At 75.2% G+C, this 14,503-nt stretch carries 18 protein-coding genes; 10 read left to right on the forward strand and 8 right to left on the reverse strand.

Translation table 11 applies throughout. From position 1 onward, the window contains the following. Positions 1-4 precede the first annotated feature (4 nt). Positions 5-2,767 (reverse strand): LuxR family transcriptional regulator, encoded by a 2,763-nt coding sequence (locus J7523_RS07520; RefSeq protein WP_291884331.1) that lies wholly within the window; start codon positions 2,765-2,767, stop codon positions 5-7. An 80-nt stretch (positions 2,768-2,847) separates the two neighbouring features. Here J7523_RS07520 and rlmC point away from each other — a divergent pair, with 80 nt between their 5' ends. Continuing rightward, the gene (gene rlmC, locus J7523_RS07525) at positions 2,848-3,975 is read left to right on the forward strand and encodes a 23S rRNA (uracil(747)-C(5))-methyltransferase RlmC (RefSeq protein WP_291884335.1); all 1,128 of its coding nucleotides are present in this window, start codon (positions 2,848-2,850) and stop codon (positions 3,973-3,975) included. Beyond that, positions 3,972-4,277, forward strand: coding sequence for a DUF1905 domain-containing protein (locus J7523_RS07530; protein ID WP_291884337.1), 306 nt, complete (start codon positions 3,972-3,974; stop codon positions 4,275-4,277). Before rlmC ends, J7523_RS07530 begins: the two co-directional genes overlap by 4 nt. A gap of 2 nt (positions 4,278-4,279) precedes the next feature. Here the strand turns inward: J7523_RS07530 and J7523_RS07535 are convergent, their stop codons facing one another. Beyond that, entirely contained in the window at positions 4,280-5,098 is an 819-nt protein-coding gene (locus tag J7523_RS07535; RefSeq protein ID WP_291884340.1) for an alpha/beta hydrolase, read from the reverse strand. A gap of 173 nt (positions 5,099-5,271) precedes the next feature. Between J7523_RS07535 and J7523_RS07540 the strand changes: the two genes are divergently transcribed. Genes J7523_RS07540 through J7523_RS07550 form a run of 3 tightly spaced genes read left to right on the forward strand, consistent with a single transcriptional unit; the run spans position 5,272 to position 6,592 of the window. Then, on the forward strand, positions 5,272-5,787 hold the full coding sequence (locus tag J7523_RS07540; RefSeq protein ID WP_291884342.1) for a universal stress protein: 516 nt from the start codon (positions 5,272-5,274) through the stop codon (positions 5,785-5,787). Continuing rightward, positions 5,784-6,221, forward strand: a complete 438-nt coding sequence (locus J7523_RS07545; RefSeq protein ID WP_291884345.1) for a CrcB family protein — start codon at positions 5,784-5,786, stop codon at positions 6,219-6,221. Before J7523_RS07540 ends, J7523_RS07545 begins: the two co-directional genes overlap by 4 nt. Then, the gene (locus tag J7523_RS07550) at positions 6,218-6,592 is read left to right on the forward strand and encodes a CrcB family protein (RefSeq protein ID WP_291884348.1); all 375 of its coding nucleotides are present in this window, start codon (positions 6,218-6,220) and stop codon (positions 6,590-6,592) included. Before J7523_RS07545 ends, J7523_RS07550 begins: the two co-directional genes overlap by 4 nt. Before the next feature lie 2 nt (positions 6,593-6,594). On the opposite strand, the gene J7523_RS07555 is transcribed toward J7523_RS07550, so the two are convergent. Next, positions 6,595-7,839 carry an APC family permease gene (locus tag J7523_RS07555; protein ID WP_291884349.1) on the reverse strand — a complete coding sequence of 415 codons (1,245 nt, stop codon included), beginning with the start codon at positions 7,837-7,839 and terminating at the stop codon, positions 6,595-6,597. Positions 7,840-8,100: 261 nt separating this feature from the next. On the opposite strand from J7523_RS07555, the gene J7523_RS07560 reads away from it, so the two are divergent. Together J7523_RS07560 and J7523_RS07565 are read left to right on the forward strand one after the other, a co-directional pair. Next, the gene (locus J7523_RS07560) at positions 8,101-8,316 is read left to right on the forward strand and encodes a PspC domain-containing protein (RefSeq protein WP_291884351.1); all 216 of its coding nucleotides are present in this window, start codon (positions 8,101-8,103) and stop codon (positions 8,314-8,316) included. Between the two features lie 74 nt (positions 8,317-8,390). Continuing rightward, the gene (locus J7523_RS07565; protein ID WP_291884353.1) at positions 8,391-8,801 is read left to right on the forward strand and encodes a transferase; all 411 of its coding nucleotides are present in this window, start codon (positions 8,391-8,393) and stop codon (positions 8,799-8,801) included. A 29-nt stretch (positions 8,802-8,830) separates the two neighbouring features. On the opposite strand, the gene J7523_RS07570 is transcribed toward J7523_RS07565, so the two are convergent. Continuing rightward, positions 8,831-9,811, reverse strand: coding sequence for a magnesium transporter CorA family protein (locus tag J7523_RS07570; protein WP_291884355.1), 981 nt, complete (start codon positions 9,809-9,811; stop codon positions 8,831-8,833). A 189-nt stretch (positions 9,812-10,000) separates the two neighbouring features. Between J7523_RS07570 and J7523_RS07575 the strand changes: the two genes are divergently transcribed. Continuing rightward, entirely contained in the window at positions 10,001-10,864 is an 864-nt protein-coding gene (locus J7523_RS07575; protein ID WP_291884356.1) for a glucose 1-dehydrogenase, read from the forward strand. A gap of 22 nt (positions 10,865-10,886) precedes the next feature. On the opposite strand, the gene J7523_RS07580 is transcribed toward J7523_RS07575, so the two are convergent. Both J7523_RS07580 and J7523_RS07585 read right to left on the reverse strand, forming a co-directional pair. Then, positions 10,887-11,030 (reverse strand): hypothetical protein, encoded by a 144-nt coding sequence (locus J7523_RS07580; protein ID WP_291884359.1) that lies wholly within the window; start codon positions 11,028-11,030, stop codon positions 10,887-10,889. Between the two features lie 14 nt (positions 11,031-11,044). After that, positions 11,045-11,476 (reverse strand): hypothetical protein, encoded by a 432-nt coding sequence (locus J7523_RS07585; RefSeq protein ID WP_291884361.1) that lies wholly within the window; start codon positions 11,474-11,476, stop codon positions 11,045-11,047. 301 nt (positions 11,477-11,777) lie between these two features. Between J7523_RS07585 and J7523_RS07590 the strand changes: the two genes are divergently transcribed. Then, positions 11,778-12,374: a potassium channel family protein gene (locus tag J7523_RS07590; protein WP_291884364.1), complete on the forward strand. Its 597-nt coding sequence runs from the start codon at positions 11,778-11,780 to the stop codon at positions 12,372-12,374. An 87-nt stretch (positions 12,375-12,461) separates the two neighbouring features. After that, positions 12,462-12,665, forward strand: a complete 204-nt coding sequence (locus J7523_RS07595) for a chemotaxis protein CheW (protein ID WP_291884367.1) — start codon at positions 12,462-12,464, stop codon at positions 12,663-12,665. Between the two features lie 18 nt (positions 12,666-12,683). Here the strand turns inward: J7523_RS07595 and J7523_RS07600 are convergent, their stop codons facing one another. After that, entirely contained in the window at positions 12,684-13,172 is a 489-nt protein-coding gene (locus J7523_RS07600) for a hypothetical protein (RefSeq protein ID WP_291884369.1), read from the reverse strand. Further along, the gene (locus tag J7523_RS07605; RefSeq protein WP_291884372.1) at positions 13,169-14,413 is read right to left on the reverse strand and encodes a serine/threonine-protein kinase; all 1,245 of its coding nucleotides are present in this window, start codon (positions 14,411-14,413) and stop codon (positions 13,169-13,171) included. Before J7523_RS07605 ends, J7523_RS07600 begins: the two co-directional genes overlap by 4 nt. Positions 14,414-14,503: the final 90 nt, after the last annotated feature.

A 14,503-nucleotide genomic window follows, 5' to 3' on the forward strand; every position in this document is an offset into this window, starting at 1 on the left:
GCTGTCAGCCCGGGCCCAGTCGCCGCACGAGCTCCGCGCGGTTGCGCACCCCGAGCTTGCGGTAGACCCGGGTGAGGTGGGCCTCGACGGTCGACTCGCTGACGAACAGCCGTCGGGCGACCTCCCGGTTGCGCAGTCCCGTCGAGACGAGCCCGGCGACCTCCTGCTCGGTCGCGGTGAGCGCGTCGTCCGGTCCGCCGCGGACGCGGTCGCGCAGGTCGGTCGCGAGATCCTCCCACCCGAGGACCCCCTGCGTGCGGAACACGTCGAGCGTCTCGTCGGCGACCTGTCGGACGGCGAGCCGGCGACCGGCGCGGAGCGCCGCGGCGACCTCGAACGTGCCGATGCGAGCCGCGTCGAGGCGGTACCCGAGCGCGTCGGCCGCCTGCCGTGCCGCCGTGAGCGTCGGGTGGGCATCGGGGTCGTCGCGCAGCAGCAGGAGCTGACCGCGGGCCGCGGCCGCCTGCGCGTCCGCCCACGGCGCGCCGAGGTGGGCGGCCTGGTGCCCGAGCCGCTCGGCGAGCTGTTCGACGGTGCCGGTCGCCCCGACGAGCGTCGCCGCGTGGACGGCGAGCGGGAGGACCGGGACCGTGCCGGGATGGGCGATGCCGAGGTCGTCGAGCACCGCGAGGGCACGCAGGAGGTGGTCGAGGGCCGCCCCCCAGTCCTGCCGCGCGGCGGCGAGCGTGCCGCGGACGTGGGCCGCCATGGCGGTCCGCGGGCGTTCGCCGACGTGCGCGGCCCAGTGCTCGAGGCGGTCGGCGGACCACGCCGCCGCGGCCTCGTCGCCGCGGAGGGCTGCGACCAGACCTGCCGGGTAGGCGAGCCACGCCACCGCGCGCTCGTCGCCGCAGTCGTCGGCGGCCTCGAGCCCGTCTGCGGCGTGCTGTGCGGCGCGGTCGAGGTCGCCTTGCGCGAGGGCGACCAGCGCGAGGTCGGTCAGCCGGTACGAGCGTTGGAACTCCGCGCCGTTCGCGACGGCCCGGCGGTACATGACCTCGTGGTTCGTGCGCGCGGCCGTGAGGTGCCCGTCCCAGAGCTCGTGCCGGCCCTGCAGCACGCGCGGCCACAGCGCGAGCTGCGACTGGACGACCTCGTCGCCGAGCCTCACGGACTCCGCCACGAGGTCGTCGGCGCGCCGCCCGAGCAGCAGCGACGTCGTCGCGACGGCCGAGGCGGCCTGTGCGACGAGGACCGTGTCGTGGTGCGCGCGGCCGAGCGCGAGCGCCTCGGACGCGTGCCGGAGCCCGTCGGCGGGCCGGCCCAGGTGGATGCCCAGGAGCCAGCCGAGCAGGCCGAGCACCCGGCCGCGCAGCAGCTCGTGGTCGGGGAGCCCGTCCGCCGGGACGTCGTCGAGCGCCGTGCGCAGGAACGTCTCGGCGTCCGTGAAGTCGAGCACCACCCGGCTGGTCAGCACGTGCGCCCGCAACGGACCCGGCCCGAGTTCGTCGAGCAGGGCCGAGGCCAGGCGCAGGGCCGCGGGCAGGTCGCCCGCGGTCGCGCACTGCATCATCCGGGCGAGCGTGCGGCGCACGCGCGGCTCGACGTCGGCCGGCGGCGTCACGCGTGCGGCGTCGGCGAGCAGGTCGGCCGCGAGCTGCGGCGCGCCGCGGCGGGCCACCCGGGCGGCGGCCTGGTCCAGCTCCTCGGCGACCGCGGGGTCGGGTGCGACGACGGCCCGGGCGAGGTGCACGGCGCGGGTGTCGGGGTCGGTCACGGCATCCGCGAGGGAGCGGCGCAGCTCGCGGGCGTCGAACGCGTTCGTCGCCGCGAGCACCGCGGTCGCGATGAGCGGGTGCGTGAAGCGGAGCACGAAGTCGGGTCCGATGGTGAACGTGTCGGACTCGAGCCCGGGCCGGACCGCGTGCTCGACGTCGGTGAGGCGTCCGACGGCGGCGAGGAACGGCACGGGTGAGGGCCCGGCGGCGGCCAGCAGGCGCGCGAGCCGCAGTGTCGCGGGCGGCAGACGGTGCACCCTGCCGGCGAGTGCCGCGAGCGGCGTGCTCTCCTGCGGGACGCGGGCCGACGGGTCGCCTGACGTGCGCGCGAGCTCGAGCGCGAAGAAGGGGTTGCCGTGCGCGAGGTCGCCCGCGCGGAGCGCGACGGGCGCGCTCGTGCCGGGCAGGGCGGCGGCGACGAGCCGGCGCAGGTCGGCCGACGAGAGGGCGCCGACGGGGAGCAGGTCGACGCCGGGGCCGACGTCGGGCACCGCCGTGGTGAGCGTGTCGGGTGCCCAGGTGCGAGCGGTCGCGAGCAGCGAAACCCGCGCGTCGGCGAGGCGTCGCAGAGAGAACCGGAGGGCTCGCCAGGTGACGTCGTCGAGCCACGGCAGGTCGTCGACCGCGACGACGACGGGACCGTGGACGGCGAGGGCGCGCAGCGTGTCGAGCGTCGCGCGCGAGCGGTCCAGCGCGGGCAGGTCGTCCGCCAGCAGGTGGGCGGTCGGGACGTCGTCGGGCAGCTCGACGCCGTCGAGCAGGTCCCGCAGCCCCTGGCCGGCGCTGTGCCGGTCCTCCTCGGCGGGCCGGGTCACGAGCACGCGGGCACCTGCCGACCGGCAGCGCTCGACGGCGTGCGTCCAGAGCGTCGTCTTGCCGATGCCCGCCTCACCCACCAGCACGAGCGACCGAGCGCCGGCGTCGAGCGTGCGGACCAGCGCCTCGACGCGGGCGAGCTCGGCCTCCCGGCCGACGATCCGTGGCGCGGCCGTGCGCGTAGCGGCCTCGGACGGGTGCCGCGACGGACGGGGGACGGTCGTGACGGTCATCCCCTCGGAGGAGGCTCGTGCCCGTCGTGGTGATACGCCCCGGAACCCGGCTGTCGTACCCGCGACCTAGACTCGTCGGCATGCGGTGCTCCTACTTCGACGCGGAGCTGTGCCGTTCCTGCACGTGGATGGGGCAGCCGTACGGCGAGCAGGTGGCCCGCAAGGAGGAGCACTGCCGGCACCTGCTGGGCGAGCGGCCCGACCTCGTGTGGTCGTCGCCGGTGACGAGCGCGGAGTCCGGCTTCCGCAACAAGGCCAAGATGGTCGTCACCGGGTCGGTCGAGGCGCCCGCCCTCGGGATCGTCGACGTGGACGGCGTCGGCGTCGACCTGCGGGACTGCGGGCTGTACCCGGACGGGCTGCGCGCGGCGTTCCCGGTGCTCGCCCAGTTCGTCACGACGGCCGCGATCCAGCCCTACGACATCGGGCGTCGCGCCGGGGAGCTCAAGCACCTGCTCGTCACGCAGTCGCCCGAGGGCGAGCTCATGGTGCGGTTCGTGCTGCGGTCGCAGGAGGCGGTGACGCGCATCCGCAAGCACCTGCCCGGGCTGCTCGCCGTGCTGCCGGCGCTGCGCGTGGTCTCGGTGAACCTGCAGCCCGAGCACAAGGCGGTGCTCGAGGGGGACCGGGAGATCGTGCTCACCGCACAGGACACGCTGACGATGCGGCTCAACGGGATCGACATGCACCTGCGGCCGCAGAGCTTCTTCCAGACGAACACCGAGGTCGCGGCGGCGCTCTACCGGCAGGCGCGCGACTGGGTCGACGAGCTCGCGCCGTCGTCGGTGTGGGACCTGTACTGCGGCGTCGGCGGCTTCGCGCTGCACTGCGCCGACGGCTCGCGCGACGTGACGGGCATCGAGACGAGCGCGGAGGCCGTCACGAGCGCCGAGACGAGCCGCCGGGAGGCGGACCTGACGCGGCTCGACTTCCAGGTGGGGGACGCCACGGCGTTCGCGGTGGGCGCCGACCGCGAGCCGGACCTCGTGATCGTGAACCCGCCGCGGCGGGGGATCGGCGCCGAGCTGGCCGGGTGGCTGGAGCGGTCGACGGTCGACCGGGTCGTCTACTCGAGCTGCAACGCGACGTCGCTGGCCCGCGACCTGAGCGCCATGCCGTCGCTGCGGCCGGCGCGGGCGCGGCTGCTCGACATGTTCCCGCAGAGCACGCACTACGAGGTCGTGACGCTCCTGGAGCGGGCCGCGTGACGGCGTACGACTTCACGGCGCCGCTCTGGGTGTGGGACGCGCGCCGGACGGACACGTGGACGTTCGTGAGCCTGCCGACGGACGTCGCGGACGAGGTGCTCGAACGTGGTGCCGGGGTCGCGCGCGGGTTCGGGTCGCTGCGGGTCCGGGTGTCCGTCGGGACGTCGGTCTGGACCACCTCGATCTTCCCGGACGACAAGGCGGGGACGTACGTGCTGCCGGTGAAGAAGGCGATCCGGGCCGCGCAGGGCATCGGCGTCGGCGACACCGTCGGCGTGCACCTGGAGCTGCTCGACGTCTGAGGTCACCGCGTCGCGCGGTCCTCCTCGACACGGTCCAGCCACTCGTCGACCAGTGCACCGAGCAGCGGGCCCTGCTCGTGCAGCAGGGCGTGCCCGGCGCGGTCGAGGACCGCGAACGTCGCCCGCGGGTACCGCTCGACGAGGTCCCAGGCCGCCGCGTACCCGACGCTCGAGTCCTGGCGCCCCGCGACGACCAGGACCGGGACCTCGAGCGGTGCCAGGCCGGTCTCGTCGGGCTCCCACGGGCCGGCGATGCGCTCCAGGGCGGGCAGGTCGAGCGACGCCGCTCCGGGCTGGACCGCCTCGTCGAAACGGCGTCGGGTCGCAGCGGTCCGGACGACGAAGTAGTCGCGGTACTGCTCCGCCGCGGCCGGGTCGAGGCCGTCGTCCGCGCCGGGCTCCTCGTGCAGCACCACCCGCGCGGGCACGTCGCGCGACCGCGCACCCGCCGGGCACAGCAGGGCGAGTCCGTCGACCCGGCCGGCGCGCCGGCCCGCCAGGACACGGGCGAGGTACGCGCCGTAGGAGTGGCCGACCAGGAGCACGTGCGCGTCGCCGAGCGTCGCGTCGAGCCAGTCGGCCAGCAGCGCGACCACGTCGTCGGAGCTCGCGACGGAGGCGGGCGCGGTCGTGCCGCCCATGCCGGGCAGGTCGGGGTACAGCCGGCGGTACCCGGTCCGGGCGCCGAGCACCGGCTCGAGCGCCGCGGCCGGTTCGCGGTGGTCGACGCCCATGCCGTGCAGCACGACCACCGGCGTCCCGGCGCCGACCTCCGCGTGGTGCACGCGGGCCTCGCCGACGTCGGTCATGGTGGTGCGCACCCGCCCATCGCTACCGCACGTCGGCCAGCGCCGCCATCCGCGGGCGGCCCGGGAGCCGCGCGGCCCTCGCGCGCCGTCGTACAGTCGCCCGTGGCGACGACACCCGGCGAGCCCGACCCTGCGGCCCGTCCGGCCCGGCGGTGGTGTCGGCCGCCTGACCCGAGGAGGCGACGATGAGCCGGACACGACCGCGACCGTGGTCGGGCCCCGAGCCCACCCGGCCGCTGGTGGTCGGGGTGCAGCCCGACCAGCCCCCGACGGTCGTCGCGCAGGCCGCCGGGTTAGCCCGGGCTCTGGGCACGGGGCTCGTGTGCGTGTGGGTCGACCCGTCGCAGGTGGTCGTCACCGTCGAGGAGGACGGCACGTGGGACACGACGCCCGTCGACCCCGACCGGGACGATGACGTCGACGGCAGCCCCGTCGAGGCCGCGCTGTTCGCGCAGGTCCGCGATCGGCTCGCCGGCACCGGGATCTCGTGGCGCTTCGAGTACGCGGCGGGCGAGACCGCTCGAGGGCTGCACGCCGCCGCCGAGGCGCACGACTCCCCGATGATCGTGGTCGGCACGCGCCGGCCGGGGTTCGGCGGGTGGATGACAGAGGTCGTCGGCGGGTCCGTGGCGGGACGGCTCGCCCACACGCAGGACCGGCCGGTGCTCGTGGTCCCGGTGCACCACGGACCGGTCCGATGAGCGGCCGCCCCCACCACACGGACCTGCGGCTCGTCGCGGTCGTGGCCGCCGGCGGCGCGGTCGGCACGCTCGCACGGTACGGGCTGAACCAGGTGCTCCCGCACCCGGCGGGCGGCCTGCCCGTGTCGACGCTCACCGAGAACCTGCTGGGCGCGTTCCTGCTCGGCGTGCTGCTGGAGGGTCTGGTGCGCGCCGGGGCCGAGGACCGCCGCCGACGGGTGATCCGGCTCGGTGCGGGCACCGGGGTGCTCGGCGGGTTCACCACCTGGTCGAGCCTCGCGCTCGAGGTGCAGCAGCTCGGTGCGGGAGGCGACCTGCGCCTCGCCGCGGCGTACGGGGTCGGCAGCGTGGTGCTCGGGTTCGTCACGTGCACGCTCGGCGTGCTGCTGGCGGCGCGGCTGCGGCGACCGCGCGACGCGGAGGCGGACCGGTGACGGTGCTGCTCATGGCCCTGCTCGGCGGGGCGGGAGCCGCCACGCGGTTCGTGGTCGACGGGTGGTTCCGGGGACGGTGGTCGACGCGGCTGCCGCTCGCGACGATCGTCATCAACACGACCGGGTCGTTGCTGCTCGGGTTCCTCGGCGGTGCGCTCGCGACGGGTGCGATCCGGCCGTCTGTCCTCGTGGTCGCCGGCACCGGGTTCTGCGGCGGGTACACCACGTTCTCGACCGCGATGGTCGAGACGGTCCGGCTGGCCCAGTCGGGCGCGTACCGGAGGGCGCTGGTGAACGCGTTCGGTTCGCTGGTCGTCACCGTGGCCGCGGCGGCGCTGGGGGTCGGTCTGGCGGACCTCCTGCTCGCCTGAGCTCAGCGACGCCGGACGGCCCAGGCGACGCAGCCCGCTGCGAGCACCACGAGACCGCCGACGACGGCAGCAGGCACCACGGTGAGCGCGAGCGCCGCGCAGCCCACGAGGCCGAGCGCGGGCACCCAGCGGGCCGGACGACGCTCGTCGGACCGCATCCGCAACGCCGAGGCGTTCGCGAGCGCGTAGTACGTGAGCACGAGGAACGACGAGAAGCCGATCGCCCCGCGCAGGTCGACGGCCAGCACGAGCAGCACGACGACGACCGCGACGGCGAGCTCCGCGTGGTGCGGCGTGCGGAACCGCGGGTGCACGGCCGCGAGCGTGCCGGGCAGGTGCCCGTCTCGGGCCATCGCGAGCGCGGTGCGGGACACGCCGAGCCCGAGCCCCAGCAGGGCCCCGAGCGACGCGACGGCGGCGCCGACCTGGACGACCGGTGCGAGCCCGGCGAGCGAGCCGGCCTCGACGACCGTGCGCAGCGGTGCGCTGCTCGTGGCCAGCGCATCGGGCCCGACCGCGAGCAGTGCGCTCGTCGCGACCACGGCGTACACCGCGAGGACGACGCCGAGGGCGACGGCGACGGCGCGAGGGATCGTGCGCGCGGGGTCGCGGACCTCCTCGCCGAGCGTGGCGATGCGCGCGTAGCCCGCGAAGGCGAAGAACAGCAGGCCGGCGGACTGCAGGATCCCGCGCGCGTCGGCACCGGGGAACGGCAGCAGGTGGTCGCCGGAGGCGGTGCCGCCGCCGAGCGCCGCGACCACGACGACCGTCAGCGTGGCCAGCGTCAGGACCACGATCACCCGGCCGACGCGGGCGGTCCGCTCGACGCCGCGGTAGCTGACCGCCGTGAGGGCGACGACGGCGACCACCGCGACGAGCCGCTCGTGGCCCGGCGCCGCGTACGCGCCGAACGTCAGGGCCATCGCGGCGCAGCTCGCGGTCTTCCCGACCACGAACGACCACCCGGCGAGGTAGCCCCAGAACGGCCCGAGGCGGTGCCGGGCGTACACGTAGGTGCCTCCGGACTCGGGGTGGACGGCCGCGAGACGGGCCGACGACGTCGCGTTGCACAGCGCGACCACCGCGGCCAAGCCGAGGCCGACGAGCATGCCTGCGCCGCCCGCTGCGGCGGCGGGGCCGAATGCGCCGAACGCGCCCGCGCCGAGCATCGCGGTGAGTCCGACGACGACGGCGTCGGACAGGCCGAGGCGGCGGCGGAGGGTTCCGTCGGGCGTGGGCGCGGTCACGGGTGGGTCCGCTCGACGTCGGGACGGTGCGGGATGCGGATGCCAGGCACGACGTGATCATCGCGGGTCGGGCGCCGGTGGGCGACGACTGTCCGGTGGGCGCGCGCCGATGTCGGACCAGGGTCCGGCCCCGAGCAGGTCGGGGGTCGTTCAGGGGCGGTCCGGGGGTGGTCCCCGATGTGCAGGGCGGGCTCGTGGCGGCATCGTGGGGCACGTCGACGCCGCACGGGCGTCGGTCACGACGAACAAGGAGAACGGACGATGGGCGAGATCCACGACGGCATGGCGCGCAGCGGGCTGGCGCGACCCTGGCAGGGGAGGGTGCTCGGCGGCGTGTGCGCGGGGCTCGGTCGCCGGTTCGGCATCTCGCCGTGGCCCGCCCGGCTGCTGTTCGTGCTGCTGCTCATGCTCATCCCGGGCAGCCAGCTGCTGGTGTACCCGATCCTCTGGATCCTCATGCCGAGCGACCCCCGGTAACCGAGCCGTTGCGGAATCTGCAGGGGGCAGGTTCCGTTATGTCACCTGAGAATCATTTGCGAAGTGAGGGTGGCATGGCGAGGAAGGCTGGACGGGTCGAGTTCGAGGCCGACGACGGGCGGGTCGTGCACTACGACCGGCACCCCAACGGCGGTGGGCTCGTGTCCCCGCGTGCGGTCGTGGACCCCGACGCGACCATCGCGGCGAACGCGTACGTCGAGGAGGGCGCCCAGGTCGGCCGACAGACGACCGTCGGCGAGGGCAGCTGGGTGGACCACGGTGTGAACGTCGGCGCCGGCGTGCGCGTCGGCGGCAACGTGCACCTGGGACCCGGGACGTACGTGGGCGACCGTGCGCGCATCGACAGCCGCGCGAAGATCGGGGCGGGCGTGGTCGTCGAGCCCGGGGCGCACGTCGGACCCGACACGCTCGTGCCCGACGGCACCACCGTGCGCGGCGGCCGAGCGGGGCGCACCGCCGCCTGACGCGGCCGGGCGGCGCCGTGGCGGCGCCCCTACCACCAGCCCATGCGACGGGCCCACCACAGGAGCCCGAACGACATCGCGACCATGGTGACGAGCGACACGGTGAGCCCGAGCACCATGGTGTGCTGGTTGACGATGAAGTTCATGCCGAGCACCGAGGCGAGGGCGGTGATCGGCAGCGTCACGACGGCGATCACCGCGAGCCGCTCCGCGGCGATCGTCATCTTCGTGTCCGTGCGCGTCCGGTAGAACTCGATGACGCCCTGCAGGTAGTCCTTCTCCTCGCCGGCCAGCCCCGCGATCCGGTCGAACTGGTCGATGAGGTCACCCACCAGGTGCCGGCTCTCCTCAGGAACCGCTGACAGACCAGCGACGCGGCGGTAGATCTCGGCGGTCTGCGTCGCGATCGTCTTCACCGACAGCAGCCCGTGCCGGGTCCGGAACATCTCGTCGAGGAAGCGCTCCGGGTCGCTGTAGGAGTCGGCCGTGACCCGCTGCTCGAGCTCCCAGACGTCCTCGGTCAGCGTCTCGACGAACCGTTCCATGCGCCGCGTGATGGTCGAGACGATGGCGTGCGAGATGTCGAACGACGTGCGCGGGCGCAGCCGCCCGGACCGGATCCGCTCGAGCACCTCGCGCGTGTCCCGCAGCGACACGTCCCGCGGCACCGCCGGGTTGACGGGCCCGTGCACGGTGACGAGGAACCGTGGCCCGACGAACCGGTCGAGCTCGACGTGGTGGATGTGCCCGCCCTCGCCGCGCTCGGGGGCGTGCAGCACGAGGAACAGCACGTCGGGGTAGGCGTGCACCTTGGGCAGGCGGTTGCGGACCGCGCAGTCACGCAGCGCGAGGGGGTGCAGGTGGAACACCCGGCCGAGCACGTCCTCCGCCTGCGCGTCCCACTGGGGCACGTCCACCCACAGGAGCCCGTGCCGCGCGGCGAGCAGCGCCGGGATCTCCTCGACGTCGCACGTCCGCACGCCCTGCTCGTCGATGAGGTGCACGTCCACCGGCCGGCCTCCTGTCCTCGCGCCATCATGCAGCGCGTGCGGGCGGTACGCAGGGCGGACGGGCCGACATCCCGTCGCGCCCGACGGACACCGCGCGGCGCGGCTGCGTCGGTGAGAGGCTCGACGGGCTGAAGGATCCGGCACCGACGGGCACCGCAGGTGCCCCGGACGCTCGCGCAGGAGTGCGTCATGCCCGATCCCGACACCCAGTTCCCGGCCCAGCAGCAGGAGCCCCCCGGCCTCACCCCGCCCATGGACCCGGCGCCTGATCACGGGGAGTCGACCTACGAGGGCACCGGTCTGCTCGAGGGGCGCAAGGCGCTGATCACCGGTGGCGACTCCGGCATCGGGCGCGCGGTCGCCATCGCGTTCGCACGCGAGGGCGCCGACGTCGCGATCGTCTACCTGCCCGAGGAGAAGGTCGACGCGGACGAGACCGCGAGCTGGGTCGAGCGGGCGGGGCGCCGCTGCGTCCAGGTGCCCGCCGACCTGCGGCACGAGGACGAGGCCCGCGGTGCCGTGAGGCAGGCGGTCGAGGGGCTCGGGGGGCTCGACGTGCTCGTGAACAACGCCGGGTTCCAGTGGGCTCGCCGCGAGTCCGTCGCGGACATCACGACCGACGACCTGGACCGCACGTTCAAGACGAACCTCTACGCGCTGTTCTGGGTCACGCAGACCGCTCTCGAGCACATGGGCTCCGGCGGCGCGATCGTCAACAACTCGTCGATCCAGGCGTTCCAGCCGTCGCCGTCGTTGCTCGACTACGCGTCGACCAAGGCCGCCATCAACAACCTCACCGTGAACCTCGCCGCCGAGCTCGGGCCCCGCGGCATCCGCGTCAACGCCATCGCACCTGGCCCGATCTGGACGCCCTTGCAGCCCGCGACGCAGCCGGCCGAGAAGGTCGAGAAGTTCGGGTCCGACACGCCGCTCGGCCGCGCCGGGCAGCCCGCCGAGGTCGCACCGGCGTTCGTCTTCCTCGCCGCCGAGAGGACCGCGTCCTACGTCTCCGGCACCGTGCTCGGCGTGACGGGTGGCAAGCCCGTGTTCTGACGTGCAGCGTCCGGCCCGGTCGTCATCGCGGCGCCGGGTCGGCGCCCGTCGGGTCGGTCGGGTAGATCTTGCGCGCGGGCACGTCCTGGTTGTCGCCCTCGTCGGGCTCACCCGTCACCGGTGCGGAGTCCGGCAGGGGCCGGACGTCGTCGGGCTGGTCGGTCATGACTGCCTCCGGTCTCAGAACGCGTGCCGTCGGCCGCCGGGCCACCCGAGGAGCACGCAGAGGTCGCGCGCGTCCCGTGGGCCTGTCAGCGTGGCGCGCGCGACGGCTTCGACGCCGTCCGCCTCGCAGTGGGCGAGCTCGCGCTCGATGTGCAGGTTCCAGGGTTCCGGCAGCGTGCCCAGCTCGTCGCCGGTCAGGTCGAGGACGCGGACCAGGTGGTCGGTGTCGCGGACGAGCCGCACCGAGAGCCGGCCGAGCGGGTCGCAGCCCGGTGCCGTCGCGCGGATGCGCTCGTCGAACCCGACGACGCGGACCGTGACGTGCCCACCCGCCTCGGGGACGACGCGCTGCTCGGGCCTGACGGTCGCGAGGCGGACCGGGGGGACCACCGCGGGGGAAGGGGAGTCGGGGAGGGGACGCTCCGGCACGACCTGGTCGAGGACCACGGGTCTCCTTCGCCGCGCCAGGCCGCCCGACGTCCGGGGGGTGGACGGCGTCCGACGCGTGCTGTGCGTGGGCCGGACCGCGTCCTTCTGCTCGAACGGGCGGGCACCTGTCCCGGCCCATGCTGCCCGCCCACGGGGCCGTCCGCATCCGGGCCCGACACACTCGCCCGACGACGACAGCAGCTCGGGGTCACCCGGTGGGTGTGATGCCGGCCGCCCGCCGCCTGCCTACCGTCGGTCGGAGGCGGCCGACGGACGGGAGGACTGCGATGCTGTGCGCGACCACCGGGACGGCCCGGCCATGACCGGGGGGCTCGAGGAGGCGCTCACGCTGCGGTGGACCGTCATGGCCCGCCGGGCGACGGGGGTCGTGCTCCGGTCCGTCGGGTCGGTGGCCCTCATCCTGGTCGTCTTCGCGATCATCCCCTTCGACCTGCTGTCCGACGTGCCGTTGCCGCTCTCGCTCACCGTCGGCCTGGTCGCGCTGCTCGCGGTGGCCGCGATCCAGATCCGTTCCGTGGTCCTGTCGCCCTATCCGGCGATCCGCGCGGTCGAGGCGCTCACCGTCACGGCGACGCTGTTCCTGTTCCTGTTCGCGTCGGGCTACCTCGTGCTCGAGCAGGCGCAGCCCGACAGCTTCACGGGCGACGGGCTCACCCGGGTCGACGCGCTCTACTTCACGGTCACGGTGTTCGCGACGGTCGGGTTCGGCGACATCGTCGCGACCAGCCCGACCGCTCGCATGATGGTGACGGTCCAGATGCTGCTCGACCTGCTGGTCCTCGGCCTCGGCATCCGCGCCTTCGTCGGGGCGGTGCAGCGGGGCCGGGAACGGGTCAGCAAGGAGGGCGCCGCACGGCAGGACGACGCGGCGCCGCCGTCGCCGGATGGGCCCTAGATCCCACCCGGCGGACGTACGGCAGCGGGACGATGGACGGGTCGGCGACCCCGACACCCTGACCGTGCACCCACGAGGAGCGCTCCGATGGCCACCACGCCTGCCCCCACCTCTGCCCCCGTCACTGTCCGCAGCGTCGCGCACGCCGTGCGCTGGGCGCCGGCTCCGACGTGGGAACCCGGACGCCGCGCGAGGTTCGTCGCGTACCTCGGCGGCAGCATGATCGCGTGGACCGCCGTGGGCCTCGGCATCGCGGCGCTGCTGGCGCGCGCGCTCCCGCTGTTCGGCTAGCCTGCGCGGGCGGGACGCTCAGCCCTTGCCCTTGGCCTTTGGCTCCTGCTTCGCCGGGCCCTTCTCCTTCGGTTTCGGCGCGGGTCCCCGCGGACCCTCCTGTGCTGCGGCCGCCTGGTCCGCGGCGGCCTGCGCTGCTGCCGCCTGTGCTGCTGCGGCCTGTGCTGCGGCCGCCTGCTCCGCAGCCGCCTGCGCCGCGGCGGCTTGGGCCTTCGCCGCCGCGACCGCTGCGGTGACGCCGTCCAGCGCCCGGTCGATCTCGCGGTAGCGCTCCGTCGAGACCTCACCGGCATCCACGCCGGCATCGAGGCGGGCGCGGGTGTCGGCGAGCGCGGCATCGGCCTCGTCCCAGCGCCCGGCGGCGGCGGCTGACGTCACCTGAAGGACGGCGGCCTGGAGCGTGGCGGCGCGGTCGTCCGTGAGGTCGGGGCGGGAGCCGCAGCCGGCGGTGACCAGCGTGACGGCGAGCACGACGGCGGCGAGCGGATGACGTGCCCGGCCGGTCATGGCGTCACGCTCCGCTGCAACGACGTGAGGGCGGTCCCGAGGTCCCCCTCGACGGTCGGGTAGCTCGGTGGCGCCGTCGGCTCCTGCGTGCCGTCGCCCGACGCCCGCAGCCCGACGACGACCGCGCCCGCCGCGAGCAGCAGCGCTCCCGCCCCGGCGAGCCACCGCCGCGTGTGCGGGTGCGCGGCATCCGGAGCCGTCGGGACGGGGCGCGTGCCCGTGCCGAGCGGCAGGACGGCCGTGGCGTCGGCGCGATCGGCGGTCATCGGCTGCACGACGGGCCGGCCCGGAGCCGTGAGCTCCGCGACCTCGCCGGCCGTAGGCCGCTCGTCCGGGTCGGTCGCCGTCATCCGGGCGAGCAACGGCCCGAGCACCTCGCCGGACTGGGGCGGGACGTGCGGCCCGCGGGTCAGCCGCACCGCGGCGGCCTCCGCGGCCGTGCCTGCGAACGCCGGTTCGCCCGTGAGGCACTCGATGAGCACCAGACCGAGGGCGTACACGTCGGTCGGGGGACCGACCGGACCGCCGGCGGCCTGCTCGGGGCTGAGGTAGCGCATCGTGCCGATCGTGACGCCCGTCATGGTCAGGCGCGTCATGCCGGCGAGCCGGGCGATGCCGAAGTCCGCGAGCTTCACGACCGGCGCGGTCCGCGGGTCGCGGTCGTGCAGGCTCGTCGGGGAGGTCAGCAGCACGTTGGCGGGCTTGATGTCGCGGTGCACCACCTGCGCGTCGTGCACGGCCGACAGGGCGTCGGCGAGCTGGTGCGCGACGACGAGCGTCTCCTCGACGGACAGCGGCCCGTCCGCCAGGCGCTCGGCGAGCGTGGGCCCGTCGACGAGCTCCATCACCAGGTACGCCTGCCGGCCGGGCGGCGCAGGCAGCGAGCCCGCGTCGTACAGCGTGACCAGGTTCGGGTGGTTGAGGGCGGCGAGGACCTGGGTCTCGGCCGCGTGCCGCGACAGGTCGTCGGCCTCGTCGACGGCCGAGAAGACCTTGACCGCGACGTCGCGCCGCAGCACCAGGTCGTGCGCGCGGTGGACGGTGGCCATGCCGCCGCGCCCGACGACGTCACCGAGACGGTAGCGGCCGTCGAGCGCGGTCCCCTGGTCGTCGTCGGAGCCGACGACGGCGGTGCGTGGCGCCGCAGCTCCCCGCACGGGTGTGCGCGGCGCGGCGGCCGCAGGCGCCGACCCCGGCGGGCTCGGCGCGCCGGGCCGATCCGTGGCACGTCGTTCCAGCATCGTTCGACGGTAGGTGCAGGCCCGTGGGCCCGCACTCGGGCGCGGCGACCTTCACCCGGGCGTGCGCGGCGGGCGCTGCAGCGCCCGCGG

This window comes from Cellulomonas sp. (assembly GCF_017744555.1).
Taxonomy (GTDB): domain Bacteria; phylum Actinomycetota; class Actinomycetes; order Actinomycetales; family Cellulomonadaceae; genus Cellulomonas.

Coding starts and splice junctions, on each gene's coding strand:
- J7523_RS07520 (WP_291884331.1), bottom strand. CDS start 2,767: ATGACCGTCACGACCGTCCCCCGTCCGTCGCGGCACCCGTCCGAGGCC.
- rlmC (WP_291884335.1), top strand. CDS start 2,848: ATGCGGTGCTCCTACTTCGACGCGGAGCTGTGCCGTTCCTGCACGTGG.
- J7523_RS07540 (WP_291884342.1), top strand. CDS start 5,272: ATGAGCCGGACACGACCGCGACCGTGGTCGGGCCCCGAGCCCACCCGG.
- J7523_RS07545 (WP_291884345.1), top strand. CDS start 5,784: ATGAGCGGCCGCCCCCACCACACGGACCTGCGGCTCGTCGCGGTCGTG.
- J7523_RS07560 (WP_291884351.1), top strand. CDS start 8,101: ATGGGCGAGATCCACGACGGCATGGCGCGCAGCGGGCTGGCGCGACCC.
- J7523_RS07565 (WP_291884353.1), top strand. CDS start 8,391: ATGGCGAGGAAGGCTGGACGGGTCGAGTTCGAGGCCGACGACGGGCGG.
- J7523_RS07575 (WP_291884356.1), top strand. CDS start 10,001: ATGCCCGATCCCGACACCCAGTTCCCGGCCCAGCAGCAGGAGCCCCCC.
- J7523_RS07580 (WP_291884359.1), bottom strand. CDS start 11,030: ATGACCGACCAGCCCGACGACGTCCGGCCCCTGCCGGACTCCGCACCG.
- J7523_RS07590 (WP_291884364.1), top strand. CDS start 11,778: ATGACCGGGGGGCTCGAGGAGGCGCTCACGCTGCGGTGGACCGTCATG.
- J7523_RS07595 (WP_291884367.1), top strand. CDS start 12,462: ATGGCCACCACGCCTGCCCCCACCTCTGCCCCCGTCACTGTCCGCAGC.
- J7523_RS07600 (WP_291884369.1), bottom strand. CDS start 13,172: ATGACCGGCCGGGCACGTCATCCGCTCGCCGCCGTCGTGCTCGCCGTC.
- J7523_RS07605 (WP_291884372.1), bottom strand. CDS start 14,413: ATGCTGGAACGACGTGCCACGGATCGGCCCGGCGCGCCGAGCCCGCCG.